Raw genomic sequence first — 24757 nt, forward strand, 5'->3', positions numbered from 1 at the left:
ATTCCGTACTTTGTCAAATTAGAGAACAAAAAATGACCCAACAATTACCCGAAATTCTGGCGGTTTCCGTGGCGGCCAAAAGTCGTATTTTCGAAATTCAGGCGGTGGAGTTGAAATTCGGCAACGGCGAATTCCGTACTTACGAACGCTTTACGCCTTCGACCCGGCCGTCGGTGATGGTGTTGCCGATTGACGGCGACGATATTTTAATGGTGCGCGAATACGCGGTGGGAACGGAACGTTATGAATTAGGGTTCACCAAAGGCTTGATGGAAAAAGGCGAAACGCCGGAACAAAGCGCAAACCGCGAAATGCAGGAAGAAATCGGCTTAGGCGCGCGAAAATTCCGGCATTTGCGTACGGTGAACTCGAATCCCAGCTATATGAATAATCCGATGCATATTCTGTTGGCTTGGGATTTTTACCCGTCCAAACTGGCGGGAGACGAACCGGAACCTTTGCAATTGGTTCGCTTTCCGCTGGCAAAAATCGACAGCTTAATCAACGACGCGGATTTTTGCGAAGCGCGTAATTTAGTGGCGTTGTATGCTTTGCGGGATTATCTGGCGGCGTCTTCCGCGGATTAACGTGCATAAACCAAAAGTGCGGTAAAAAAACGAAGGATTTTTTGACCGCACTTTTATATGCAAAATCCGTTAATCTTTCGTCACTTTCAATCCGGCGAAGGTTTGAGTAACCGGCATAATTTCAATCCGGTTGATGTTTACGTGCGGCGGTTGCTGATAAATCCATAAAATGGTGTTGGCAATGTCTTCCGGCTGAATGGCGTGCGCACCTTCATATAAATCGGCGGCTTTGGCGTCGTCGCCTTTAAAGCGTACGTTGGAAAACTCCGTGCCGCCGCATAAACCCGGTTCCACATTGGTGACGCGGATTGCCGTGCCGGCCAAATCGGCGCGCAAATTCAGGCTGAATTGTTTGACGAAGGCTTTTGTCGCACCGTACACATTGCCGCCCGGATACGGATAATTGCCCGCAATGGAACCTAAATTAATAATGTGCCCTTTATTCCGTTGTACCATTTTCGGTAGAATCCGACGGGTGAGATAAGTCAAGCCGATAATATTGGTTTGAATCATGGTGAGCCAGTCGTTGTAATCCACTTCATAAGCCGGTTCCAGTCCCAACGCCAAACCGGCGTTGTTCACCAACAAATCGATTTCCGACCACTCCGCCGGCAGGCCCGCCAGTGCGGCATCCACTTTTGCCGGATCCGATACGTCCATTTGTAACGGGTAAAATTTCTCGCCCAGTTCCGCTTTCAGTTCGTCTAATTTGTCTAACCGACGGGCGGCGCCGATAACCGGATATCCCGCCTTGACGAATGCGCGGCAGGTGGATTTACCGAATCCCGCCGATGCGCCGGTCACTAAAATTGCCATGTTATTCCTCCTTTCGGTTATTGTTTCGTTTTAAGATAGATCGCCCAGACAATAACGTCAAGCCTTGCACTTCACCCGCTTTTTGATAAGATGAAACTACGCCAATCTTCGGAAAACTTCTATGCAACGCACGCCAGACTTACTTCAGGCCGTTATCGCCGTTTCACATCAGGCCGGCGAACATTTAAAACGTTTTTACGCCCGTTCGGTGCATGTTCGCACCAAATCCGACAATACGCCCGTCACCGAGGCGGATTTGTTTATCAGTCGATTTTTAACGGAAAAACTGACCGCACTTACGCCCGACATTCCCGTGCTTTCCGAAGAAAATTGCGAAATGCCGCTGGAATTGCGGTCAAAATGGCAGGAATATTGGTTGATTGACCCCTTGGACGGCACCAAACATTTCATCAACCGTACCGGACAATTCGGCATTCTGATCGCCCTGATTCAGCATAACCGTCCGACCCTCGGCGTGATTTACGCACCAATAACGGGGATTACCCATTACGCCATGAAAGATTACGGCGCCTTTCGTTTACAGGACGGACGCTGCGTGCGACTGCGGGCGCGTCGCATTGATCCGAGCAAACCGCTGAAAATCGCCATCGGTTCCGAACTCGCTATCGCTAAAGTGCGGTCGATTTTGAACGAGAATATTCGGGCGGAATTTGTGGTTCACGGCTCAAGCGGCCTGAAATGCGCCATGGTGGCGGACGGTCAAGCGGATTGTTACGTCCGCCTTGGCAGAACCGGCGAATGGGACACTGCCGCCGGCGAATTGTTACTGGAAGAATTGGGCGGGAATGCGCTGGACGATCACTATCGACCGCTCACCTATAATCAACGGGAAACCTTTGTCAATCCTGACTTCGTCATTACCGCCGACGCCTCGGTGGACTGGAAGACCGTCTTTCGATTTAATTTGTCCTAGCTATTAGATTTTTTGCCGGAATTCAGGCATTATTAACCGACGATTTTCCGGATAAGCATTAGGATAAAAAATGAAAGCAGAAAATAATTGTATTGTGATTTTCGGTGCGTCGGGAGATTTGACGCACCGTAAGTTAATTCCCGCACTCTATAATCTTTACAAAATCGGACGGTTGGAAGAAAACTTTTCCGTCCTGGGCGTAGCCCGTACCGACATGACCGACGACATCTTCCGCCAAAAAATGCGCGAAACCCTGATTACTCACGAAAACGCCGAAGGTGAAACGCTGGATAATTTTTGTTCTCATCTGTATTACCAGGCGGTGAATACTTCCGATTCGTCGGATTACGTCAAATTATTGCCCCGCCTGGACGAATTGCACGATAAATACCAAACTTGCGGCAATACGCTTTATTATCTTTCCACTCCGCCGAGCCTGTACGGCGTGATTCCGGAATGCCTGGCTGCGCACGGTTTAAATACGGAAGAATTCGGCTGGAAACGGATTATCGTGGAAAAACCTTTCGGTTACGACATTAAAACCGCCAAAGCGCTGGACGTGCAAATTCACCGTTTCTTCGAAGAACATCAGATTTACCGTATCGACCATTATTTAGGAAAAGAAACCGTTCAGAACCTGTTGGTGCTGCGTTTTTCAAACGGTTTGTTCGAGCCGCTTTGGAACCGTAACTTTATCGATTACGTGGAAATTACCGGTGCGGAAAAAATCGGCGTGGAACAACGAGGCGGTTATTACGACGGTTCCGGCGCCATGCGCGATATGTTCCAAAATCATTTATTGCAAGTATTGGCAATGGTCGCCATGGAGCCGCCGGCAATTATCAACGCCGATTCCATGCGTGACGAAACCGCCAAAGTGCTTTATTGTCTGCATCCGCTGACCGACGAAGATCTCAAACACAATCTGGTGTTAGGTCAATATACGGCGTCTACCGTCGATGACAAACCGGTTAAAGGCTATCTGGAAGAAGCGGGCGTTCCGTCCGATTCCACCACCGAAACCTACATGGCGTTACGTTGCCAAATCGATAACTGGCGCTGGGCGGGCGTGCCGTTTTACGTACGTACGGGCAAACGCCTACCGACCCGGGTGACGGAAATCGTGATTCATTTCAAAACCACGCCACATCCGGTTTTCAGCCAAAATGCGCCGGATAATAAATTAATCATCCGCATCCAGCCGGACGAAGGGATTTCCATGTTTTTCGGTTTGAAAAAACCGGGCGCCGGCTTTGACGCCAAAGAAGTGTCCATGGATTTCCGTTATTCGGACATCAGCTCTTCCGCCGATTTATTGACCGCATACGAACGTTTATTGCTCGACGCCATGAAAGGCGACGCCACGTTATTCGCCCGAACCGACGCCGTTCACGCTTGCTGGAAATTCGTACAACCGATTTTAGATTACAAAGAAAATCAGGGCCGCGTTTACGAATACGAAGCCGGTACCTGGGGACCGGTGGAAGCGGATAAACTTATCGCGCGCGAAGGACGCGTATGGCGTAAACCTTCGGGCACGATGAAGAAAAAAATCTAACCCGACGGCAGGAGCGTATCGCATGCGCTCCTTGATATCAAAACTGTTATAAGGGCGTATGCGCGTCCTGCGAGAAAAATATGAATTATCTAATCTTCCCGACCGCCCAGCATGCGGTGGAAAAAATCGCACGGGAATTTGTGCTTTACAGCCAATTAAATCGTCCCGTACATATTTCTCTTTCCGGCGGTTCGACGCCAAAACTGCTGTTCAAAACCTTAGCTTCGGCACCGTTTAACACAAAAGTGCGGTGGAAAAATCTGCATTTTTGGTGGGGCGACGATCGCATGGTACCGCCGAGCGATCCCGAAAGCAATTACGGCGAAGTACAAAAATTATTGTTCGATCACATTCGGATTCCGGCGGAAAACATCCACCGAATTCGCGGCGAAGAACCGGCGGAACAAGCGCTAAAACGCTTTGAATCGGAATTAAGTGCGGTCATTTCCGACGGTGTTTTTGACTGGATTATTCTCGGCATGGGCGGCGACGGCCACACCGCCTCTTTATTTCCCCATCAAACGGATTTTGACGATGAACGTCTGGCGATTATCGCCAAACATCCGGAAAGCGGGCAAATCCGCATTTCCAAAACGGCGAAATTAATCGAACGGGCAAAACGCATCACCTATTTGGTCACAGGTTTGGCAAAAGCGGAAATCTTAAAACAAATTCAAACCACGCCGGCGGAACAACTGCCTTATCCCGCCGCTCGCATTCGGGCGACAAACGGCGTAACAGAATGGTATTTGGATAAAGATGCGGCGAAATTGTTAAAGTAATAACACAAACACAGAGAGGTTAAAATGTTTATTGCATCGTTAAACTACATTCAACCGCTGGATAAAATCGAGCAATATTTGGAAGCGCATCGCGCATTTTTGGATAAATATTATCAACGGGGCGTTTTTCTGATGTCCGGTCGCAAAGAGCCCCGAACCGGCGGCATTATATTAATTCATGCGGCCGATTTGGATGAAGTGAATCGGATTATTGCCGAAGATCCGTTCAACCGGGAAAAGGTGGCGGAATATACGATCACCGAATTTTTACCGTCCAAAACGGCGGTCGGCTTGGAAAAATATTTGCAAATTTAACCGTTATCAACAAAAGTGCGGTCAAAATTTAAGGAGTTTTACATGAAAACACTCGGTATTTTAGGCGGAATGAGCCCAGAAAGCACGGTTTCCTATTATGTGAACGTCAATCGTGCGGTCAATCGGGCGCTGGGTGGCAACCGCAGCGCGAAAATACTGATGTCCAGCGTGGATTTTGAAGAAATCGTGCAATGCCAGAAATCCGGCGATTGGCAAAAAGCGGGCGAAATCCTTGCCGAACAAGCGGAATTACTGGAACGGGCGGGCGCGGACGGCATTCTGCTCGCCACCAACACCATGCACAAAGTAGCCAGCCAAATTACCGACCGCATTAACGTTCCCTTTCTGCATATTTTAGATGTGGTGGCCAATCGCATAAAAGCGCGCGGTTTAAGCTGCGTGGCGCTGTTAGGCACCGCCTTCACCATGAGCGATAATTTCTACCGCGACGGTCTAACGGAACGGGGCGTTAACGCCATTGTTCCCGACCAACGAGATCAGCGGGAAATCCACCGCATTATCTTTGACGAACTTTGTTTGGGTGTGATTAAACCCGAATCCAAAGATTTTTATCTGAAAACTATCGAAAAATTGACCGCACTTGGCGCCGAAGGTGTTATCCTGGGTTGCACGGAAATCGGCTTGCTTATCAACCAAACGGATTCCGCTCTGCCGTTTTTCGATACCGCCGCATTGCACAGCGAAATGGCGGTGAATTTTATTTTAGAAAAACAGGAGAATCTATGAAACCTATCGTTTATTTTGCCCCTTGGTGCCCAGACACCGCCCCGTTTTTCGCCGAACTGGAACGCTTAAATATTGACGTGGAAAAAGTGGACATGGTAGGCAATCCGGCAGGATTAAAAGCCTTTTTGAAATTACGCGACAACCACCCGGCTTTCGAAAGCGTCAAACAAAACGGCTACATCGGCATCCCCGCGTTAGTGTTGGAAAATGGGGATGTGGTGTTGGATAAGGATCAGTTATCGGCGATTTTTAATAAGTAATTTTTGGATAGCGCTTTGAGGATAGCTCTTTTTGGATAGCGCGCGTCCCCCGACGCGTACTTAAAAATAGTTAAAAGCCACGTGTCAGGAGACACGCGCCATCGTGGGGGGCTTAAATATTGACGTGGAAAAAGTGGATATGGTGGGCAATCCGGCAGGATTAAAAGCCTTTTTGAAATTACGCGACAACCACCCGGCTTTCGAAAGCGTCAAACAAAACGGCTACATCGGCATCCCCGCGTTAGTGTTGGAAAATGGGGATGTGGTGTTGGATAAGGATCAGTTATCGGCGATTTTTAATAAGTAATTTTTGGATAGCTTGGGATAGCGCGCGTCTCCCGACGCGTGCTTAAAAATAGTTAAAAGGCACGCGTCAGGAGACGCGCGCCATCGAGGGGTTTTCGCCGAACTGGAACGCTTAAATATTGACGTGGAAAAAGTGGACATGGTGGGCAATCCGGCAGGGTTAAAAGCCTTTTTGAAATTACGCGACAACCACCCGGCCTTCGAAAGCGTCAAACAAAACGGCTACATCGGCATCCCCGCGTTAGTGTTGGAAAATGGAGATGTGGTGTTGGATAAAGATCAGTTAGCGGCGATTTTTGGCAAATAATTTTTGGATAGCGCTTTGGGGATAGCTCTTTTTGGATAGCGCGCGTCTCCTGACGCGTGCTTAAAAATAGTTAAAAGGCACGCGTCAGGAGACGCGCGCCATCGTGGGGGTGGGGGCCGAATGAGCTTGCCGTCTTTAGCAAATGGAACAAAACATGTTTAACTTAAACAATAAAATTTTTACCGCCGTGCAAAACAGTGAAAACGGCGAAGTCAGCGGTGAAACTAAATTTTATTATTATCAACAAGATAAAATGATTTGGGCGGAATATTACGGCGGTGAAATAGCTAAAGGTTTCCTGATTGGGAAATGGATAAGCGAAAATAAAATATCCTTTACTTATCAGCATTTAAATACTCGGCTGGAAAACCGTTTGGGTAAATGTATTACCGAATTCCATTTGGATAATGATAAATTATTGGGGCAAGAAAGTTGGCAGTGGCTTGATACGCTGGAAACGGGACAATCTCAAATCAGAGAAATTTAAACGCCACGAACAGAATTAACCGTGAGGCGAACCGTCTTAGTGGAAATCGGCGCTGCCGGTAACATAAAGAATAAAAGTGCGGTCAAAATTTTCAGAGTTTTTTCCGTGTCATAAATTAACCAAAACAGGAGATCAACATGTCAGTAAAAGGCGATATCGGCGTTATCGGTTTAGCGGTAATGGGTCAAAACTTGATCCTTAATATGAACGATAACGGATATAAAGTGGTAGCTTACAATCGTACAACTTCTAAAGTCGATGAGTTTTTAGAAGGCGCGGCGAAAGGCACGAATATTATCGGCGCATATTCTTTGGAAGAGCTCGCGGCGAAACTGGAAAAACCGCGTAAAGTCATGTTAATGGTGCGTGCCGGTGACGTAGTAGATCATTTTATCGACGCTTTACTGCCGCATTTGGAACCGGGCGATATCATTATTGACGGCGGGAACTCAAATTATCCGGATACCAACCGCCGCACGCAGGCGTTGGCGGAAAAAGGCATTCGCTTTATCGGCACCGGCGTTTCCGGCGGTGAAGAAGGCGCACGCCACGGGCCTTCTATCATGCCGGGCGGCAACCCGGAAGCCTGGCCTTATGTAAAACCGATTTTGCAGGCGATTTCCGCCAAAACCGACAAAGGCGAACCTTGCTGCGATTGGGTGGGCAAAGAAGGTGCCGGCCATTTTGTGAAAATGGTTCACAACGGTATCGAATACGGCGATATGCAGTTAATCTGCGAAGCGTACCAATTCTTAAAAGAAGGCCTGGGCTTAAGCTACGAAGAAATGCACGAAATTTTCAAAGCATGGAAAAAAACCGAGCTGGACAGCTATCTGGTGGACATTACAACGGATATTCTGGCATATAAAGATACTGACGGCACGCCGTTAGTGGAAAAAATCCTGGATACCGCCGGCCAAAAAGGTACGGGTAAATGGACGGGTATCAACGCGTTGGACTTCGGCATTCCGTTGACGTTGATTACCGAAGCCGTATTCGCGCGTTGCGTGTCTTCATTCAAAGAACAACGTGTCGAAGCGGCAAAATTATTCAATAAAACCGTTTCACCCGTTGATGGCGATAAAAACGTCTGGATTGAAGCGGTGCGTAAAGCGTTATTGGCATCAAAAATCATTTCATACGCCCAAGGTTTTATGCTGATTCGCGAAGCTTCCGAGCAATTCGACTGGAACATCAATTACGGCGCCACCGCTTTATTATGGCGCGAAGGTTGCATCATTCGCAGCGCATTCTTAGGCAATATTCGTGACGCCTATGAAACGAATCCGGATTTAGTGTTCCTGGGTTCCGATCCGTATTTCAAAGGCATTCTGGAAAATGCCATGGCGGATTGGCGCAAAGTGGTGGCGAAATCTGTCGAAGTCGGTATTCCAATGCCTTGCATGGCGTCTGCGATTACCTTCTTAGACGGTTACACTTCCGAACGCGTGCCTGCGAATTTATTGCAGGCGCAACGCGACTATTTCGGCGCTCACACTTACGAACGCACGGACAAACCGCGCGGCGAGTTCTTCCATACCAACTGGACCGGTCGCGGCGGCAACACGGCGTCCACCACTTATGACGTGTAGGCGAAAAGAACGGAATAGATAGTTTTCTGAACTAATCGGTGTTCTGAAACTCTAAAAAAGTGGATAGGCAACGTTTCCTATCCACTTTTTATTTTTAAATTAAGGGGTTTATTATGAAAAAATTACTCGGTATTGCACTGACAACATTGGCTTTAGCGGCATGTTCATCACCTAACGATCGTCCGGAACCGCCGCACGATGCCGTGGCTCAGGGTGAAATGAACCAAGCACCGATGCCTCAACAGGGCGCACAAGGCGGCAATCCAAAAGTGGAAGAAGCGTTGAAAGCCTGCCAGCAATCGGTCGGTGCCAGCCAGGATCAGGTAAAATTTGATGCCTGCATGAAGGAAAAAGGTTTTGTAAAACCGGACCAGCAACCGGCTCCTCAAGCGGTTCAGGCACAGGAAAATCCGCAAGCTAAAACCGTAAGTAATTCAAAAACTAGAAAAGTAAAATCGACTAAAAAATAAAAACTGATAAAAAATCGCCCGCACTTTTGGAAAGTGCGGGCGATTTTTACGTTGTTTTTTATAAAATGAAACGGCTTAAATCTTCGTTATCCACCACGTCATTCAATACGTTCGATACGTATTTTTCATCAATTACCACGCTTTCGCCGGAACGTTCGCTGGCGTCAAAAGAAATACCGTCCATCAGGCGTTCGAGCACGGTGTGCAAACGGCGAGCGCCGATATTTTCGGTTTTTTCATTCACGTGAAATGCCGCTTCGGCGATTTTGCTGATGCCGTCCGGGGTAAACTCAATGCTCACACCTTCGGTTTTCATTAACTCTTTGTACTGTAAAGTCAACGACGCGCTCGGTTCGGTTAAAATCCGCTCAAAATCTTCTTTGGTCAGCGATTTTAATTCCACCCGAATCGGTAAACGGCCCTGTAATTCCGGCAATAAATCCGACGGACGGGCAATCTGGAAGGCGCCGGAACAGATGAACAGAATATGATCGGTTTTTACCATTCCGTGTTTAGTGTTGACCGTCGAACCTTCGATAATCGGCAACAAATCCCGCTGTACGCCTTCCCGTGAAACGTCGGCGCCGCCGCGGTCGGACTGCTTGCAGATTTTGTCGATTTCGTCGATAAACACGATACCGTTTTGTTCCACCGATTCGATGGCTTTTTGTTTCAAATCTTCGTTGTTAACCAGTTTTGCGGCTTCATCATCGATTAAGACTTTCATCGCGTCTTTCACTTTCATTCGGCGCTTTTTCGAACTGTTCGGCGCCAAACCTTCGAAAAGGGATTGAAGCTGCGAGGTCATTTCTTCCATGCCCGGCGGCGTCATAATTTCCACACTGGTTTGCGAGGCGATATCCACGTCGATTTCGCTATCGTCCAACGCGCCTTCGCGTAATTTTTTGCGGAACACTTGGCGGGTGGCGGAATCCTTCTCGTATTCGATTTCGCCCCATTTATTTTTCGCTCTCGGCAACAGAATGTCTAAAATGCGCTCTTCCGCCGCATCCTGCGCTTTCATTCGGTTCTTTTCCACTTCGATTTTACGAATCTGCTTCACCGCAATATCCGTTAAATCGCGAATAATCGTATCCACTTCTTTCCCGACGTAACCCACTTCGGTGAATTTGGTCGCTTCCACTTTTACAAAAGGCGCATTGGCCAATTTGGCCAAACGACGGGCGATTTCCGTTTTACCGACACCGGTCGGACCGATCATCAGAATATTTTTCGGCGTAACTTCCTGACGCAATTCTTCCGGCAGCTGCATTCGGCGCCAGCGGTTACGCAGCGCAATGGCTACCGCGCGTTTCGCTTCGCTTTGGCCGATAATGTAAGAATCTAATTCAGACACGATTTCTCTTGGTGTCATTGTTGACATAATCTATTCCTTTCTTATGTGATGGGTTGCATCTTAAAATGTGAAAGGCACGAATATGCTTTCGTGCCGATAAAATTAAATTTCTTCGATAACATGATTGTGGTTGGTATAAATATCGATATCGCCCGCAATAGTTAACGCTTGTTTGACGATTTCGGCGGCGGTTAAATCATTTTGCGTCCGCAATAATGCCAGCGCCGCGGATTTTGCATAATTTCCGCCCGAACCGATGGCTAATACATCGAATTCCGGTTCGATTACGTCGCCGCTGCCGGATATCAACAGAAAATCGGTTTCGTTCGCCACAATCATCATCGCTTCCAAACGACGCAGCGAACGTTCCGTGCGCCATTCTTTAGCCAATTCCACCGCACTTTTCACCAGATGCCCCTGGTGTAATTCCAGTTTTTTCTCAAACAATTCCAGCAGAATGAAGGCATCTGCCGTCGAACCGGCAAATCCGGTTACCACTTTTCCTTTATAACTGCGGCGGACTTTACGCACCGTGCCTTTTTCCACACAGTTACCCAATGTCGCCTGTCCGTCGCCGCCAATCGCGATTTTTCCGTCTTTTCGCACACATACGATAGTTGTCATTATTTTGTCCTTTTTGTGGAAACTTTTTGCTTAAATGGGGAGAGAAAAACCTTTTTTCAAGCCTGAAATAAAAAGAATCCGCCTAAATTTTTATTCGGACGGATGATCTTTTTAACCGTTAGACAATTGGACGGATTAATTTTTATCTAAATCCAAATCCGCTTTATATTCGATACGGTGATGATCTTTTAATTCGATGGAAACGTCCAGTTCTTCGTCGCCGCGTTCAAATTTTAAATCCGCATCATCGCGTTTGATATCTTTCTCTTCTAAATGAAAACCCCGGCTGCGCGCATGAGCAATCACTTCCCGCGCTAATTCCGGCACGCTGACGTCGCGAGAATCCAAACGGAATTCCGCTTCAAATTCACCGCCGCCCTGGCGGTCCGCCTTGATAATGTCCGCATCGTCAGGCACATAAATGTCGCGCGGAATAGATGCGGCGCCGGCGCTTGCCGAAAACAAACCGGCAAGAATTGTGCTAAGTACAATTTTCGTATTGAGTTTCATAAAACGTCCTTTTATTGGTAATTTATTCGCTGTATTTGAGTTTATAGACATGAGGAAAGTTCCTGAACGCCTGTAAAATGAAACAAACATGCGGTTTTGTTTCAGAAAAAACGTAGCGTTTTTTATGCGTAATCGCCGGTGCGATTACTTATGGCTTCGCCACCGTTGGCAAAGCCAACGTTCAAAAAGCGTTGCTTTTTGTGACCGCACTTTTACTGAGAAAGCGGCTTTTTAGCCGGTTCAACCAACGCTTTATGTTCTTTGATTATCGCCATAAACGGCTGCGCAAAGCGTTCCCATTTGATGGCGCCCACGCCGTTGATTTGCAGCATTTCCGCTTTGCTGGTAGGTTGATAAAGGGACATTTCCTGCAATGTAGCGTCGCTGAATACGATATACGGCGGAATATTTTCCCGATCGGCAATTTTCTTGCGTAAAAAACGCAAGCGGGCGAATAAATCTTTGTCATAATTGGTGACCGCACTGCGTTGCGGCGAAGAAACCGTGGCAATGGCGGATAAGCGCGGCGTCGCCAGTTCCAGCTTAATTTCGCCCCGCAACACCGCGCGGGCGCTTTCGGTTAAATGCAGCATCACGCCCACTTCGTTCATCACTTGCCGGATAAATCCCAGATGAATTAACTGGCGAATGACGGATTGCCAGTATTCTTTGCTTTTATCTTTACCGATTCCGTACACGCTGAGCGTATCGTGCCGGTGTTCGCGGATTTTCTGATTATTCATGCCGCGCAACACGCCGATGACATATTGCACGCCGAAACGTTGTCCGGTGCGGTAAATGGCGGACAGAATTTTCTGCGCGTCCATCAGCCCGTCGTATTTTTTCGGCGGATCGAGACAAATATCGCAGTTTCCGCAGGGTTTTTGCCGATTTTCGCCGAAATAGTTCAACAACACCAAACGGCGGCAAGTCTGGCTTTCGGCAAATTCGCCGATGGCTTCCAGCTTGTGCAGTTTAACGTCGCGCTGTGCCGATTCCGGTTCTTCCATTAAAATTTTATGCAGCCAGCCGTAATCCGCAGGCTCGTAAAACAGCACGGCTTCCGCCGGCAAATCGTCGCGCCCCGCCCGTCCGGTTTCCTGATAATAGGCTTCAATGCTGCGGGATAAATCGAAATGCGCCACAAAACGTACGTTGGATTTATTGATGCCCATACCGAATGCGATAGTCGCCACCACCACTTGAATGTTGTCGCGTTGAAAATCGCGCTGCACCCGTTCCCGTTCGCTCACTTCCATGCCCGCATGATAAAAAGCCGCCGAGATGCCGCGTTTTTTCAGCGCATCGCTGACTTTTTCCGCTTTATTGCGGCTGTTGCAGTACACAATACCGCTTTTGCCTTTCTGCGCCGCTACGAAATTGCACAGCTGTTCCATCGGTTTAAATTTTTCCACCAGCGTGTAACGAATATTCGGGCGATCGAAGCTGCCGACGTATAAGTGCGGTCGATTTAGCCGAAGATTTTGCAGAATATCCTGTCGCGTCGTGCTGTCGGCGGTAGCGGTTAACGCCATAATCGGCGCATCGGGAAAACTGGCTTTTAAACCGCCCAGTTGAGTATATTCGGGGCGAAAATCATGTCCCCATTGGGAAATGCAATGAGCTTCGTCAATGGCGATAAAACTCACCCGACAGAGGGAAATAAAGGAAAAAAAACTGTTGGTCATTACCTTTTCAGGGGAAAGATAAAGCAATTTCAGTTGACCGGCAATGGCTTTATTTTGTACCTGTTGCTGCTGTTCGAACGTTTGGCTGGAATTCAGGTAATCCGCCGCAATGCCGTTTGCCAGCAGTTGATCCACCTGATCTTTCATCAACGAAATCAGCGGCGATATAACCAGCGTAAGCCCCGGAAAACACAAAGCCGGCAATTGATAACACAGGGATTTGCCGTTTCCCGTCGCCATCACCACCAGGCTGTCTTGCCCTTGCAGCGCCGCGTTAACGGCTTCTTCCTGTCCGGGACGAAAAGACTGATAACCGAAAACCTCTTTCAGAACCTGAAGTGCGGTCAAAATTTCGGATGTTTTTTCCATCAGGCGAAACTCACCTGTTCGCCGTGGGCCCGACAGGCTTCAGCTAGGGCGTCCCAAAAACGCACGCCCTGCCCATTGACCCAATCGTTATTTTTCCAGGCAAAATGCAATCCGCCCAAACGGCTTGCCAGCCAAAGTTCGAGCAACGGTTCCTGTTTATTCACCACAATCTGGCTGCGATCATCAAAGGTAATCGTGAATACGGAACCCTGACGATCGCAATCCGCATCGGCATCCTGCGCTTCTAATTGTTCTTCAATGCTGTCCCAGATTTGATCGATATTTTGGTGAAATTCGGCTACGTTCATCATTTATCCTAAAGTAATGTTTTTAATTGATATAAATAAGCTAACGCCTGTTTCGGACTTAGTTCGTCGGGATCCAGTTTTTCTAGCATTTCAAGCGCCGCGTTTTTGCCGTCGTCCTCTTCCATTAACGCCAGTTCGCCCTGCATTTGCTGAAGCGCTCTGAAATCCTGCAGTTTTTGATCCGAACTTTGCGCCGACAGTTTTTCCAGTTGCGTCAATTTTTGTTTCGCCAGTTTAATCACCGGCTGCGGCACGCCCGCTAACGCCGCCACGGCCAAACCGTAGCTCTTGCTTGCCGCGCCATCCTGTACGCTGTGCATAAAGGCGATGGTATTTTCGTGCTCCAACGCATCCAAATGTACGTTTGCGGTGCCGACGAGCTGTTCAGGCAACACGGTCAACTCAAAATAATGGGTGGCAAACAGCGTGAGCGAACGCAGTTTCTTCGCCAACCATTCCGCACAGGCCCAAGCCAGCGACAAGCCGTCGTATGTAGATGTGCCGCGCCCGATTTCATCAATCAGCACCAGGCTGTTGGCGGTGGCTTGATGCAGAATGTTCGCCATTTCCGTCATTTCCACCATAAAAGTCGAGCGACCGGAAGCCAAATCGTCGCTGGCGCCGATTCGGGTGAAAATGCGGTCTATCGGTCCGATTACCGCCCGTTCCGCCGGCACAAAACTCCCGATATAGGCCATCAGCGTAATCAGCGCGGTTTGGCGCATGTAGGTGCTTTTTCCTCCCATATTCGGGCCGGTAATCACTAGCAGATGACGTTGCGGATTCAGTTGAACGGGATTGGCGATAAACGGTTCCTTCAACACCTGTTCCACCACCGGATGACGTCCGTTTTGAATATCCACGCCGATTTCCGGGCTGAATTCGGGACAAACGTAATTCAGGGTTTCCGCCCGTTCCGCCAGATTGGTCAGCACATCCAGTTCCGCCAGCGTCATGCTGGATAACTGCAAGGCGGCCAAATGAGGAAGCAGCTGGTCAAAAATCTCGTCATAAAGCTGTTTTTCCAACGCTAAAGCGGCACCTTTGGCTTTCAGCACTTTGTCTTCATAGGTTTTCAGTTCGGGAATAATGTAACGTTCGGCGTTTTTCAGGGTTTGGCGGCGCACATAATGCATCGGCGCTTTATGCGCCTGCCCCTGACTGATTTGAATGTAATAACCGTGTACCGCGTTGTAACCGACTTTTAAGGTATCAATTCCCGTGCTTTCCCGTTCGCGCCGTTCCAATTCTTCCAAATACTGCGTGGCGCCGTCGGCCAGCGAACGCCATTCGTCCAGTTCCGCATGATATCCCGGCGCAATGACGCCGCCGTCCCGAATCAGCAGCGGGGGCGAATCGATAATGGCTCGCCGTAACAACTCGTAAAGTTCGGTAAATTCGCCCATCGGTTGGGAAAGTGCGGTCAGATTTTGCGAAGTTTTTATCATTTTCTGCAATTCGGGAAGCTGTTCCAACGCCGTTCTTAAACGGGTTAAATCGCGCGGACGCGCCGTACGCAGCGCTACCCGCGCCAGAATCCGTTCCATATCGCCCACTTGTTGTAACAGCGGTTGCAGCGCGCCGATTAAATCGTTCTGTAAAATAGCGGCGATGGTTTGCTGGCGTTGGCGCAATTTTCGGATTTGGCGAATTGGCTGATGAATCCAGCGTTTCAGTAAACGGCTGCCCATGGGCGTCACGCATTTGTCCAGCACCGAAGCCAGCGTATTTTCCGGGCCGCCGCTCAAATTCCGGGTTAATTCCAAATTGCGGCGGGTGGCGGCATCCAATTGCACCGTATCGGTATTTTGCACCAGGCTGATGCTTTTAATGTGCGGCAATGCGGTGCGTTGGGTTTCTTTGGCGTATTGAAACAAACAACCCGCCGCGCATAAGCCTAAAACCGCTTTTTCTACGCCGAACGCCGTTAAATCCTGAGTGCCGAACTGACGATTCAATAATCGCACGGCGGTGCCCAATTCAAATTCCCAAACGGGGCGACGGCGCAGACCTTTAAACGGTTCGATAATCGCCGTTTCGGTAAAATCCTCACAATAAAGCAATTCCGCCGGCTGCAAACGTTGCAATTCCGCATGCAAAGTCTCCGCGTTTTCCGGTTCGGCAATTTGAAATCGTCCGGAAGACATATCCAAAGAGGCCAAACCGAAGCGGTCTTTTTCCTGATAAATCGCGATCAGCAAATTATCCTGCCGTTCCGGTAACAGGTTTTCATCACTGACGGTGCCCGGCGTCACAATCCGCACGATTTTGCGTTCCACCGGCCCTTTGGCGGCGGCGGGATCGCCAATCTGCTCGCAAATGGCGACGGATTCACCCAGTTGCACCAGTTTTGCCAGATAGCCTTCCACCGCGTGATAAGGCACGCCTGCCATAGGAATCGGCTGGCCGGCGGATTGTCCTCGTTTGGTCAGCGAAATGTCCAGCAACGCCGCCGCTTTTTTGGCGTCGTCGTAAAACAGTTCATAGAAATCGCCCATACGGTAAAACAGCAGAATATCGGGATTTTCCGCTTTTATGGTCAGATATTGTTTCATCATCGGCGTATGAGCGTCAAAATTTGGCATGGCTGTCTCTTTTTTACAAAATTAAAGGCGAATTATAACAAAAAAGTGCGGTCGGATTTTCCGTTATTTTTTCAAGGCGCCCAGAATGCCGCGCATAATCTGTTTGGTAATTTGATTTCGCATATTGCGCCCCATGGATTTCACCACGCCGTTGACGATTTGTTCCGTCGGCGTAAGCTTTTCTCCGCGTTTTTGAGTACCGAAAATCATACGGCTTAAACTGCCTAAAATGCCGCTTTCCGCTTCCTCTTGCGCCTGTTTTGCCTGTTGTTCCGCCACATCAGCCAAATCGGCTTGTTGCTGTAGCGTTTCAAACGCCGACACATTGTCTACAACTTGACTGTAATGAGGATATAAATCGTCGGCTTCCACCCAGGCCAGACGCTGTTCTTCGGTTAACGGCGTCAGTTGGCTTTTTGGCGGATAAATCGCGGCGATTTCCACCGGCGTCGGCATACCTTTTTCATCCAGGAAGGAAACCAGGGCTTCGCCCACGCCCAATGCGGTAATGGCTTCCACCACGTTTATTTCTTTGTTGGAACGGAAGGTTTCCGCCGCCGTTTTCACCGCTTTTTGATCGCGCGGCGTAAAAGCGCGCAAAGCATGCTGGACGCGGTTGCCCAGTTGTCCTAACACGGTTTCCGGCAAATCCAGCGGGTTTTGCGTTACAAAATAAATGCCTACGCCTTTGGAACGAATTAAACGCACCACCTGTTCCACTTTTTCCACCAGCACCGCCGGCGCATCGTCGAACAACAAATGGGCTTCGTCGAAGAACATGACGAATTTCGGTTTGTCCGGATCGCCTACTTCCGGCAAGCGTTCGAATAATTCCGCCATCAGCCATAATAAAAATGCGCCGTACATTTTCGGCGAATTAATCAGTTTTTCCGAATTCAATATGTTAATTACGCCTTTTCCGTCGCGGGTTTGCAGCCAGTCTTCCAGATTCAGCGCCGGCTCGCCGAATAATTTGTCCGCGCCCTGATTTTCCAACGTCAGTAAGGCTCGTTGAACGGCGCCCACGCTGGCGGCGGAAATATTGCCGTATTGCAGTTGAAATGCTTTGGCGTTATCCGCCAAAAATTTCAACATGGCACGCAGGTCTTTTAAATCCGTCAACAGCAAACCTTTATCGTCCGCCACACGGAACAGGATGTTTAACAAACCTTCTTGCGTGTCGTTCAGATTAAGCAGACGCGCAAGCAACATCGGTCCCATTTCCGAAATCGTGGTGCGCAACGGAATACCGCTGTCGCCGAACACATCCCAAAACGAGACGGGATAACTGTCCAAATAGGCTTCGCCGCCCAATTCAAAACTTTCCACTCGTTCGGCAATTTTCCCCTGCAAAGCGCCTTTTTGGCTGAGCCCCGACAAATCGCCCTTTACGTCTACCAGGAAAACCGGAACGCCGTCGTCACTGAAGGCTTCCGCACATTTGCGCAAGGTGACGGTTTTCCCCGTCCCCGTCGCACCGGCGATCAAGCCGTGGCGGTTTGCCATTTTTTTGTGAATGCCGAAGGTTTCTCCTCGGGAATTGCGCGCGATAGGGTAAATGCTCATAAATCATCCTTTTTATTGAAAAGTGCGGTCGGAAAAATCAACGTTTTTTATCATCGGTTTTGCCGGATAACACAGTTATTTGTCGATTAAATATGCCGTATTTTATGCTATCCTACCCCGAGAAAAAAGGAGAAATTATGACCGCACTTTGTCCTTGTCAATCGGGCCTCGCTTATGCCGATTGTTGTCAACCGTTTCATTTATTTAAAATTTATCCGCAAACGGCGGAACGGTTAATGCGTTCCCGTTATTGCGCTTACGTGTTGAAAAATATTGATTATGTGATTCAAACCACGGTGCCGAATCAACAGGCGCAATTGGACAGAACCTTATTGCAGAATTGGGCGGACAGCACGGCATGGGCGGGATTGCAAATCCTGCGTCATCAGCCGGCGGTGTCCAAAATCCACGGCACGGTGGAATTTAACGCATTTTTTACGGTAAACGGCGAAAAACAAGCGCATCATGAAAACTCTCTGTTCGTGAAAATTGACGGACGCTGGTATTTTGCCGATCCCACCTTGGATTTGCCCGATCGGAAACAGCCCTGTTTATGCGGTTCGGGCAAAAAATTTAAACATTGCTGCGGGGCCTATTTATGAATATGACATACGTCGCGCTTGCCGACTTCGGCAAAATATTCTGGTCGCGTTTTAATCAAAATAAACTTTTGCTGGAAGCGGGATCCTTGACTTACAGCACCATGCTTGCCATTGTGCCGTTAATTATGGTGTTTTTTTCTATTTTTTCCGCTTTTCCTATATTCCATGACGTCACCGGCGTCTTAAAAGAATTTATTTTCACCAACTTTGCTCCGTCCGCCGGCGATATCGTAGGGCAGTATATTGACGAATTCGTGCAGAATTCAAAAAAGATGAGCGCCGTCGGCATTATCAGTCTGATTTTGGTCGCCTTAATGCTGATTCATTCCATCGACAATTCCCTCAACGGCATTTGGCGAACGCCCAAACGCAGCACCCTGTTTTCCTTTGCGGTTTATTGGACCATTTTAACGCTCGGTCCGATTATTATTGGTGTCAGCATTGCCATCAGCACTTATGTGGCCAATTTAAGCCCGTTTCGCGGTGAACTGAATTTACCGTTCGGCATCAAGCTGCTGAGCTTTGTCCCCTTCATTCTCACCTGGCTCAGTTTTACCCTGATTTACGCCCTTGTTCCGAACAAAAAAATCAACATGAAACATGCCGCCGCCGGCGCGTTGGTCGCCGCCGTTTTCTTCACGTTGGGCAAAAAGGCTTTTATGTGGTACATCACCACTTTTCCTTCTTATCAATTAATTTACGGCGCGATGGCGACCTTGCCGCTCATGCTTTTGTGGCTGCAATTAAGCTGGCTGTTTATTTTATTGGGCGCGCAACTGGCGGCGGTTTTGGACGAATTGCCGCTTATTCGGGCGGAAAATTTCAATTCGGAACGGATTAAGGATGAAAAATGATAGCGCTGATTCAACGCGTCACGCAGGCGCAAGTGGATGTAAACGGAAAAACCGTGGGAAAAATCGGTAAGGGATTGTTGGTTTTGCTCGGCGTGGAAAAAGACGACGACAGAATGCGCGCCGATAAATTGGCGGAAAAAGTGCTGAATTACCGCGTGTTCGGCGACGAAAACGATAAAATGAATTTAAACGTGCAACAGGCGGGCGGCGAACTGCTGGTGGTTTCGCAATTCACCTTGGTCGCCGACACCCAACGGGGATTACGCCCAAGTTTTTCCAAAGGTGCCGACCCGGATTTGGCAAACGAATTTTACGGTTATTTCGTGCAAAAATGCGGCGAAAAAATTCAGGTGGCAACGGGCGAATTCGCGGCGGAAATGAAAGTCAGCCTGACCAATGACGGTCCGGTGACGTTTTGGTTACAAAGCTAAAAAACTCGTTAAAAATCGCCCGCACTTTTTTATTTGTTAAAAGTGCGGGCAAAAAAATGAACGTTTTTGACCGGCTTTAATGCCCGTGATGACTGGTGCTGTAAAGCACTTTGTCGGTATAAGCCATCGCCACGGCGGATATTAAGAAACCGAGGTGCAGCAATAACTGCCACATCATGGTTTTTTCCGGCATATTGGCGGCGTTCACGAAGGTTTGCAGCAAATGAATGGACGAAATGCTGATGATCGACATGGATAATTTCACTTTCAGCACCGAGGCGTTAACGTGATCCAGCCATTCAGGTTCGTCGGGATGATCTTCCGTGTTCAGTTTCGACACGAAAATTTCATAACCGCCGATAACCACCATCACCAGTAAATTGGCAATCATCACCACATCGATTAAATTCAGCACCGAAAGCATGATGGCGTTGCTGTCCAGTTCGTTAATGGTGGACAGCAATTCCCACAGGGATTTGATAAATTTATAAGCATAAATCCCTTGAACCACAATTAATCCCAAATAAATCGGCAACTGCAACCAGCGACTGGCAAAAATAATCTGTCCGATAACGTTCGATTTACGTCGGTATTTCGCCATTTTTTCTTCCGTTTTTTTGCTTTCCGGATAATCCATTTCTTTCATTCCTTAAAATAATCAATAAAAAATAACATCAAAGTTCGGGCTTATCGTCAACGGCTTTCACCACCAACAATTTGTCCGTATCAATATCGTTATGCAGCAATTCCACTTTAGGCAAGGTTTTATTGGCTTTTGCCGATAAATCCTTAAAGCGTTCCACTTTGCCCGCTAAACCCTGTTGTCCCACCAAAGCGGTAACCGTTTCGTTATAACGACTGCTGACGCTGGAAAGCGTCGCGCCGAGTTTCGCCAAGCGTTCCGCCACCAGACAAATCTGATTGTAAATTTCGCCGGCGCGTTCGCTGATTTCACGGGCTTCTTCGTTACCCCGTTCCATCCGCCATAAATTCGCCACCGTGCGTAGAATCGGCATGAGCGTGGTATAAGACACCAAAATGACGTTTTTGTTATAACCGAAATTAAACAAATCCGCATCGGCTTTCATGGCTTCGATATAAGCGGGTTCCACCGCAATAAACATCAGCACGAAATTCGGACTGCGCATGCCGATCAGGTTGCTGTAATCCTTTTGCGACAAATCATTAATGTGATTGCGCACGGCTTTCAAATGTTCGCGCATAAATTGCGCACGCTGCGATTCATCGTCGCAGCCGACCGCACTTTCATAAGCCACCAGCGACATTTTGCTGTCGATAATCAAATGTTTGTTATCGGGCAAATACACCACAAAATCCGGATAATTATTTTTGCCGTGCTGATCTTTAAAATGCGCCTGTGAGCGGTAATGTTCGTCCTTCACCAAGCCCGCCGATTGCAGCGCCCGTTCAAGCTGTACTTCGCCCCAGTTGCCGAGGGTTTTCTTTTCGCCTTTCAGGGCGGACGTCAGATTATTCGCTTCCTGCGACATGGCAAGCCCGATGTCGAGCACTTTTTTAATTTCCGATTCCAGCGCCGTATTACCTTTCACATTTTCCGAATGAATTTCATTCACCCGTTTCTGGAATCCTTCAATCTGTTCGCGAAACGGCTTCAGCAAAGCATCCAACGCGGTTTGATTGGATTGACTGAACGATTGGGATTTTTCCTCCAGAATACGATTCGCCAGATTCTGAAATTCCACCGAAAGCTGTTGTTTGGATTGCGCAAAAGTTTGTTGTTGTTCCGCAAAATTTTTCTCTTTTTCCGACAGCTTAATCTTAAACGCGGTTAATTCCTGTGAAAGTGCGGTCAGTTTTTCGCGAGTTTTTTCGAGTTCCCGGCGTTCCGTCTGTAATGCCAAATCCCGCTCGGTGATTTCGTTACGCAAATAATCGTTGCTGGTTTGAAACCGCGCCGCCGCCAGATCCTGCTGACTTTTTAATTCACCCAGCGCGTCAAATTTATCCGCCAGCCGATTGTAATCCTGAATATTTTTAGTCAAATCCTGTTGTAATTCCTGCACATCGCGACTGCGGCGCATCAGCATAAACAGCAAAACAAGACACAATAGCGCCAGCAAAAGTGCGGTCAATAAATAAGGATTTTCGAGAAGTCGTTGCATAAAAATTCCTTCGTTTTAGGTTGTAGTATAAACGAAAACAGGTAAAATCAAGTGACTATTTTTTATGAGAACAGGTTGATGACATCCGCGCTTTTCGAACACACCAGACATCAGGAACTTTGCCCGCAATGCGGTTCGCCGTTGCAAATCCGGCAAAGCAAGAAAGGTTTGTTTTTGGGCTGTTCGGGCTATCCGAATTGTGATTATCTCAAGCCGTTACAGCCTTATAACGCAAGCAAAATTCTGAAACAATTGGACGAAATATGTCCCGAATGCGGTAAAAATCTGCAGCTTAAAACGGGTAATTACGGCATGTTTATCGGTTGCAGCGGTTATCCGGACTGTCGTTTCGTGGTGCATGACGAAGCGGAATCCGCGCAAGAAAGCTTTCCCTGCCCCGAATGTAAAAAAGGCGAATTGGTGGCGCGACGCGGACACCGGGGCAAAAGCTTTTACGGTTGTAACCGTTTTCCCGCCTGTAAATTCACCGTTTCCGGCAAACTTTACGCTGTCGGCTGTCCGCAATGCGGCGGTTCGCCGGTGGTATTAAAAAAACAAACGGAAACCCACCGAGTTTTTGTTTGCCTGAACAAAAACTGTAAACATCAATTTAACAGAGAATTATGAATTTCACTGAAATCGCCGAAAAATTAAAACAAAATCAAGTGGTTGCCTATCCCACCGAGGCGGTATTCGGTTTGGGTTGTAATCCGTTGAGCGAAAGTGCGGTCAAAAAATTGCTCAATTTGAAACGGCGCCCGATGGAAAAAGGCTTGATTCTGGTTGCGCCGAATTTGACCTATTTATTGCCTTTTGTTGATACCGAACGGTTAACTGCCGATCAAATCCGCCGTTTAACGGCAAGTTATCCACATCCCGTAACCTGGGTGGTGCCGGCAAAAAACGCCACTCCCGAATTGATTAAGGGGCAATTTAACAACATTGCGGTACGCATCAGTGATCATCCTGCAATAGCCGAGCTCTGCCGCTTAACCGGTTTTGCCTTAACGTCCACCAGCGCCAATTTATCCGGTTTACCGCCTTGTAAAAGTGCTGATGAAGTGCGGTCGCAATTCGGCAAGTTTTTTCCGGTGTTAGATTATGCTGTGGGTAAAGCGGAAAAACCGTCGGAAATTAGAGATTTACTCACAAATCAATTATTCAGAGAAGGTTAAACATGGACTACTATGCGGTTTGGGGCAATCCCGTTAAACACAGCAAATCCCCGCAAATTCACAAGATTTTCGCCGAACAGACCCAACAAAACATGGAATATGAAGCTATATTGGGCGATCCCGAACGGTTCGAAATTGAGCTGTTAAGCTTTTTTGCCAACGGCGCCAAAGGTTGTAATATTACCGCGCCGTTTAAAGAACGGGCTTATGATTTGGCCGACGAATACAGCGAGCGCGCTTTAGCCGCGGAAGCTTGCAACACGTTGAAACGTTTAGATAACGGCTGTTTATATGCCGATAATACCGACGGCGCCGGTTTAGTCAGCGATTTGGCGCGTTTGGGCTGGTTGAAACCGGATCAATCGGTGTTAATTCTCGGTGCCGGCGGCGCCGCAAAAGGCGTGTTGTTACCTTTATTACGGGCACGGCAGAATATCACCGTTTCCAACCGCACGTTAGCCAAAGCACAGCATTTGGTTGATAAATTTCTCTCTTACGGCAATATTCGGGCGGTCGGACTCAGCGATATTCCGCGGCAAAAATTTGATTTGGTGATTAACGCTACTTCTCTCGGTTTGCAAGGTAAAACCCTGAATATCGATCCCGAAATTTTGCGTCTGGCGGGCGCCGTTTACGATATGCAATACGCTAAAGACAAAGACACGCCGTTCGTTGCCCTGGCGAAATCTCTCGGCGTGCAAAATATCAGCGACGGATTCGGCATGCTGGTGGGACAGGCCGCGCATTCCTTCTATTTATGGCGCGGGGTGATGCCGGATATTCGGCCTTTATTGGAAAACGATTCCGTCTAATACAAAAGTGCGGTGAAAAAACGTGAGATTTTTTCACCGCACTTTGATCGCAATGTTATATCGGGCGGATTAATCCGCCTTAATTTTTAAATATGAGAACGGATTTCCGTTTTTGCCGCGGTTAAATCCGACTGCGTCGCGGCTTGTTCCAGGCTGTCGATGAGTTTATTCAATTTCCAGCCGGCGTAAGTTGCGTCCAATTGCGCCCGACGATTATCGGCCGATTCGCCGAAATCGAACGTCTGCGCTTTTATTGCCGCTTTAGCCTGTTGCGCCAATTCTTTTGCGTCGGTTGCTAAGCGGTTGAACGTCGTTATGTCGGGAGCTTGATTTAACTGATTTAATTTCGCGTTTAACGCCGTTTTTAGCGCATCGTAACGATTGGTTTCCACTTTCACCGCACGGTGAGTTTGGTTTGAAATATCGCGCGTAATTTGGCGTTCCATATGGCTCGCTGCGCTGGCCTGTGTGGCGAATGCCGCGGTGACGAATGCGAAAGTAAGAGTTTTAATCATTGAATGTTTCATAATCTTTTCCTTAAAAATGTTCGTTAATAACGGTTAAACAAACG

General features: G+C 48.1%; 29 protein-coding genes. 18 read left to right on the plus strand and 11 right to left on the minus strand.

Annotated features, from left to right (window positions below; translation table 11 throughout):
- The first annotated feature begins 32 nt into the window (after positions 1 to 32).
- Complete coding sequence (gene nudE, locus P7M01_RS05450; RefSeq protein ID WP_202936550.1) at positions 33 to 587, plus strand: ADP compounds hydrolase NudE; 555 nt, start codon at positions 33 to 35, stop codon at positions 585 to 587.
- Between the two features lie 69 nt (positions 588 to 656).
- On the opposite strand, the gene P7M01_RS05455 is transcribed toward nudE, so the two are convergent.
- The gene (locus tag P7M01_RS05455; protein WP_202936551.1) at positions 657 to 1403 is read right to left on the minus strand and encodes an SDR family oxidoreductase; all 747 of its coding nucleotides are present in this window, start codon (positions 1401 to 1403) and stop codon (positions 657 to 659) included.
- A gap of 121 nt (positions 1404 to 1524) precedes the next feature.
- Between P7M01_RS05455 and cysQ the strand changes: the two genes are divergently transcribed.
- From cysQ to P7M01_RS05510, 11 genes are all read left to right on the plus strand, one after another.
- Positions 1525 to 2337, plus strand: coding sequence for a 3'(2'),5'-bisphosphate nucleotidase CysQ (gene cysQ, locus P7M01_RS05460; RefSeq protein WP_317483351.1), 813 nt, complete (start codon positions 1525 to 1527; stop codon positions 2335 to 2337).
- Between the two features lie 70 nt (positions 2338 to 2407).
- Positions 2408 to 3895, plus strand: coding sequence for a glucose-6-phosphate dehydrogenase (gene zwf / locus P7M01_RS05465; RefSeq protein WP_202936553.1), 1488 nt, complete (start codon positions 2408 to 2410; stop codon positions 3893 to 3895).
- Between the two features lie 80 nt (positions 3896 to 3975).
- On the plus strand, positions 3976 to 4677 hold the full coding sequence (pgl, locus tag P7M01_RS05470) for a 6-phosphogluconolactonase (RefSeq protein ID WP_317483350.1): 702 nt from the start codon (positions 3976 to 3978) through the stop codon (positions 4675 to 4677).
- Between the two features lie 24 nt (positions 4678 to 4701).
- Positions 4702 to 4992, plus strand: coding sequence for a YciI family protein (locus P7M01_RS05475; RefSeq protein WP_202936555.1), 291 nt, complete (start codon positions 4702 to 4704; stop codon positions 4990 to 4992).
- A gap of 42 nt (positions 4993 to 5034) precedes the next feature.
- Positions 5035 to 5739 carry an aspartate/glutamate racemase family protein gene (locus P7M01_RS05480; RefSeq protein WP_202936556.1) on the plus strand — a complete coding sequence of 235 codons (705 nt, stop codon included), beginning with the start codon at positions 5035 to 5037 and terminating at the stop codon, positions 5737 to 5739.
- A complete protein-coding gene (locus P7M01_RS05485; protein WP_317483349.1) occupies positions 5736 to 5999 on the plus strand; it encodes a hypothetical protein in 264 nt (87 codons plus the stop codon). Before P7M01_RS05480 ends, P7M01_RS05485 begins: the two co-directional genes overlap by 4 nt.
- A gap of 103 nt (positions 6000 to 6102) precedes the next feature.
- Positions 6103 to 6306: a hypothetical protein gene (locus tag P7M01_RS05490; protein ID WP_317483394.1), complete on the plus strand. Its 204-nt coding sequence runs from the start codon at positions 6103 to 6105 to the stop codon at positions 6304 to 6306.
- Between the two features lie 48 nt (positions 6307 to 6354).
- A complete protein-coding gene (locus P7M01_RS05495) occupies positions 6355 to 6612 on the plus strand; it encodes a hypothetical protein (protein ID WP_317483391.1) in 258 nt (85 codons plus the stop codon).
- A gap of 154 nt (positions 6613 to 6766) precedes the next feature.
- Positions 6767 to 7099, plus strand: a complete 333-nt coding sequence (locus P7M01_RS05500; protein WP_317483348.1) for a n-acetylglutamate synthase — start codon at positions 6767 to 6769, stop codon at positions 7097 to 7099.
- Positions 7100 to 7236: 137 nt separating this feature from the next.
- Positions 7237 to 8691, plus strand: coding sequence for a decarboxylating NADP(+)-dependent phosphogluconate dehydrogenase (gene gnd, locus P7M01_RS05505; protein ID WP_317483347.1), 1455 nt, complete (start codon positions 7237 to 7239; stop codon positions 8689 to 8691).
- Positions 8692 to 8804: 113 nt separating this feature from the next.
- The gene (locus tag P7M01_RS05510) at positions 8805 to 9161 is read left to right on the plus strand and encodes a hypothetical protein (RefSeq protein ID WP_317483346.1); all 357 of its coding nucleotides are present in this window, start codon (positions 8805 to 8807) and stop codon (positions 9159 to 9161) included.
- A 58-nt stretch (positions 9162 to 9219) separates the two neighbouring features.
- On the opposite strand, the gene hslU is transcribed toward P7M01_RS05510, so the two are convergent.
- The 7 genes from hslU to P7M01_RS05545 all read right to left on the minus strand — a co-directional run bounded on the left by hslU (position 9220) and on the right by P7M01_RS05545 (position 18168).
- Entirely contained in the window at positions 9220 to 10545 is a 1326-nt protein-coding gene (gene hslU, locus P7M01_RS05515; protein ID WP_202936561.1) for an HslU--HslV peptidase ATPase subunit, read from the minus strand.
- 75 nt (positions 10546 to 10620) lie between these two features.
- Complete coding sequence (hslV, locus tag P7M01_RS05520; protein ID WP_317480463.1) at positions 10621 to 11142, minus strand: ATP-dependent protease subunit HslV; 522 nt, start codon at positions 11140 to 11142, stop codon at positions 10621 to 10623.
- Positions 11143 to 11277: 135 nt separating this feature from the next.
- On the minus strand, positions 11278 to 11652 hold the full coding sequence (locus P7M01_RS05525; RefSeq protein WP_317481252.1) for a hypothetical protein: 375 nt from the start codon (positions 11650 to 11652) through the stop codon (positions 11278 to 11280).
- A gap of 212 nt (positions 11653 to 11864) precedes the next feature.
- Positions 11865 to 13709 carry a DNA helicase RecQ gene (recQ, locus tag P7M01_RS05530; RefSeq protein ID WP_202936564.1) on the minus strand — a complete coding sequence of 615 codons (1845 nt, stop codon included), beginning with the start codon at positions 13707 to 13709 and terminating at the stop codon, positions 11865 to 11867.
- Positions 13709 to 14017, minus strand: coding sequence for an iron donor protein CyaY (gene cyaY / locus P7M01_RS05535; RefSeq protein ID WP_317477218.1), 309 nt, complete (start codon positions 14015 to 14017; stop codon positions 13709 to 13711). The genes recQ and cyaY overlap by 1 nt, the downstream gene beginning before the upstream one ends.
- Positions 14018 to 14025: 8 nt before the next feature.
- Positions 14026 to 16602 carry a DNA mismatch repair protein MutS gene (mutS, locus tag P7M01_RS05540; protein ID WP_317481251.1) on the minus strand — a complete coding sequence of 859 codons (2577 nt, stop codon included), beginning with the start codon at positions 16600 to 16602 and terminating at the stop codon, positions 14026 to 14028.
- A gap of 63 nt (positions 16603 to 16665) precedes the next feature.
- Positions 16666 to 18168: a helicase HerA-like C-terminal domain-containing protein gene (locus P7M01_RS05545; protein ID WP_317483345.1), complete on the minus strand. Its 1503-nt coding sequence runs from the start codon at positions 18166 to 18168 to the stop codon at positions 16666 to 16668.
- Positions 18169 to 18305: 137 nt separating this feature from the next.
- Between P7M01_RS05545 and P7M01_RS05550 the strand changes: the two genes are divergently transcribed.
- From P7M01_RS05550 to dtd, 3 genes are read left to right on the plus strand one after another with little or no spacing between them, the layout of a single operon-like run.
- Complete coding sequence (locus tag P7M01_RS05550) at positions 18306 to 18770, plus strand: YchJ family protein (RefSeq protein ID WP_317486327.1); 465 nt, start codon at positions 18306 to 18308, stop codon at positions 18768 to 18770.
- The gene (locus P7M01_RS05555) at positions 18767 to 19624 is read left to right on the plus strand and encodes a virulence factor BrkB family protein (protein ID WP_394853385.1); all 858 of its coding nucleotides are present in this window, start codon (positions 18767 to 18769) and stop codon (positions 19622 to 19624) included. Before P7M01_RS05550 ends, P7M01_RS05555 begins: the two co-directional genes overlap by 4 nt.
- The gene (gene dtd, locus P7M01_RS05560) at positions 19621 to 20055 is read left to right on the plus strand and encodes a D-aminoacyl-tRNA deacylase (protein ID WP_317483343.1); all 435 of its coding nucleotides are present in this window, start codon (positions 19621 to 19623) and stop codon (positions 20053 to 20055) included. Before P7M01_RS05555 ends, dtd begins: the two co-directional genes overlap by 4 nt.
- Before the next feature lie 76 nt (positions 20056 to 20131).
- Here dtd and P7M01_RS05565 read toward each other — a convergent pair whose 3' ends face one another.
- Together P7M01_RS05565 and rmuC are read right to left on the minus strand one after the other, a co-directional pair.
- Entirely contained in the window at positions 20132 to 20656 is a 525-nt protein-coding gene (locus P7M01_RS05565) for a TIGR00645 family protein (protein WP_238398894.1), read from the minus strand.
- A 73-nt stretch (positions 20657 to 20729) separates the two neighbouring features.
- Positions 20730 to 22199 (minus strand): DNA recombination protein RmuC, encoded by a 1470-nt coding sequence (rmuC, locus tag P7M01_RS05570; RefSeq protein ID WP_202936571.1) that lies wholly within the window; start codon positions 22197 to 22199, stop codon positions 20730 to 20732.
- Between the two features lie 78 nt (positions 22200 to 22277).
- Between rmuC and P7M01_RS05575 the strand changes: the two genes are divergently transcribed.
- Genes P7M01_RS05575 through aroE form a run of 3 tightly spaced genes read left to right on the plus strand, consistent with a single transcriptional unit; the run spans position 22278 to position 24186 of the window.
- Positions 22278 to 22826: a DNA topoisomerase family protein gene (locus P7M01_RS05575; protein ID WP_317483342.1), complete on the plus strand. Its 549-nt coding sequence runs from the start codon at positions 22278 to 22280 to the stop codon at positions 22824 to 22826.
- Complete coding sequence (locus tag P7M01_RS05580) at positions 22823 to 23374, plus strand: Sua5/YciO/YrdC/YwlC family protein (RefSeq protein ID WP_317483341.1); 552 nt, start codon at positions 22823 to 22825, stop codon at positions 23372 to 23374. The genes P7M01_RS05575 and P7M01_RS05580 overlap by 4 nt, the downstream gene beginning before the upstream one ends.
- Positions 23375 to 23376: 2 nt before the next feature.
- On the plus strand, positions 23377 to 24186 hold the full coding sequence (aroE, locus tag P7M01_RS05585; protein ID WP_317483340.1) for a shikimate dehydrogenase: 810 nt from the start codon (positions 23377 to 23379) through the stop codon (positions 24184 to 24186).
- 86 nt (positions 24187 to 24272) lie between these two features.
- Here the strand turns inward: aroE and P7M01_RS05590 are convergent, their stop codons facing one another.
- Positions 24273 to 24713, minus strand: coding sequence for a hypothetical protein (locus P7M01_RS05590; protein WP_317483339.1), 441 nt, complete (start codon positions 24711 to 24713; stop codon positions 24273 to 24275).
- Positions 24714 to 24757 lie beyond the last annotated feature (44 nt).

Source organism: Exercitatus varius (genome assembly GCF_029577735.1).
GTDB classification, from domain to species: Bacteria; Pseudomonadota; Gammaproteobacteria; order Enterobacterales; family Pasteurellaceae; genus Exercitatus; species Exercitatus varius.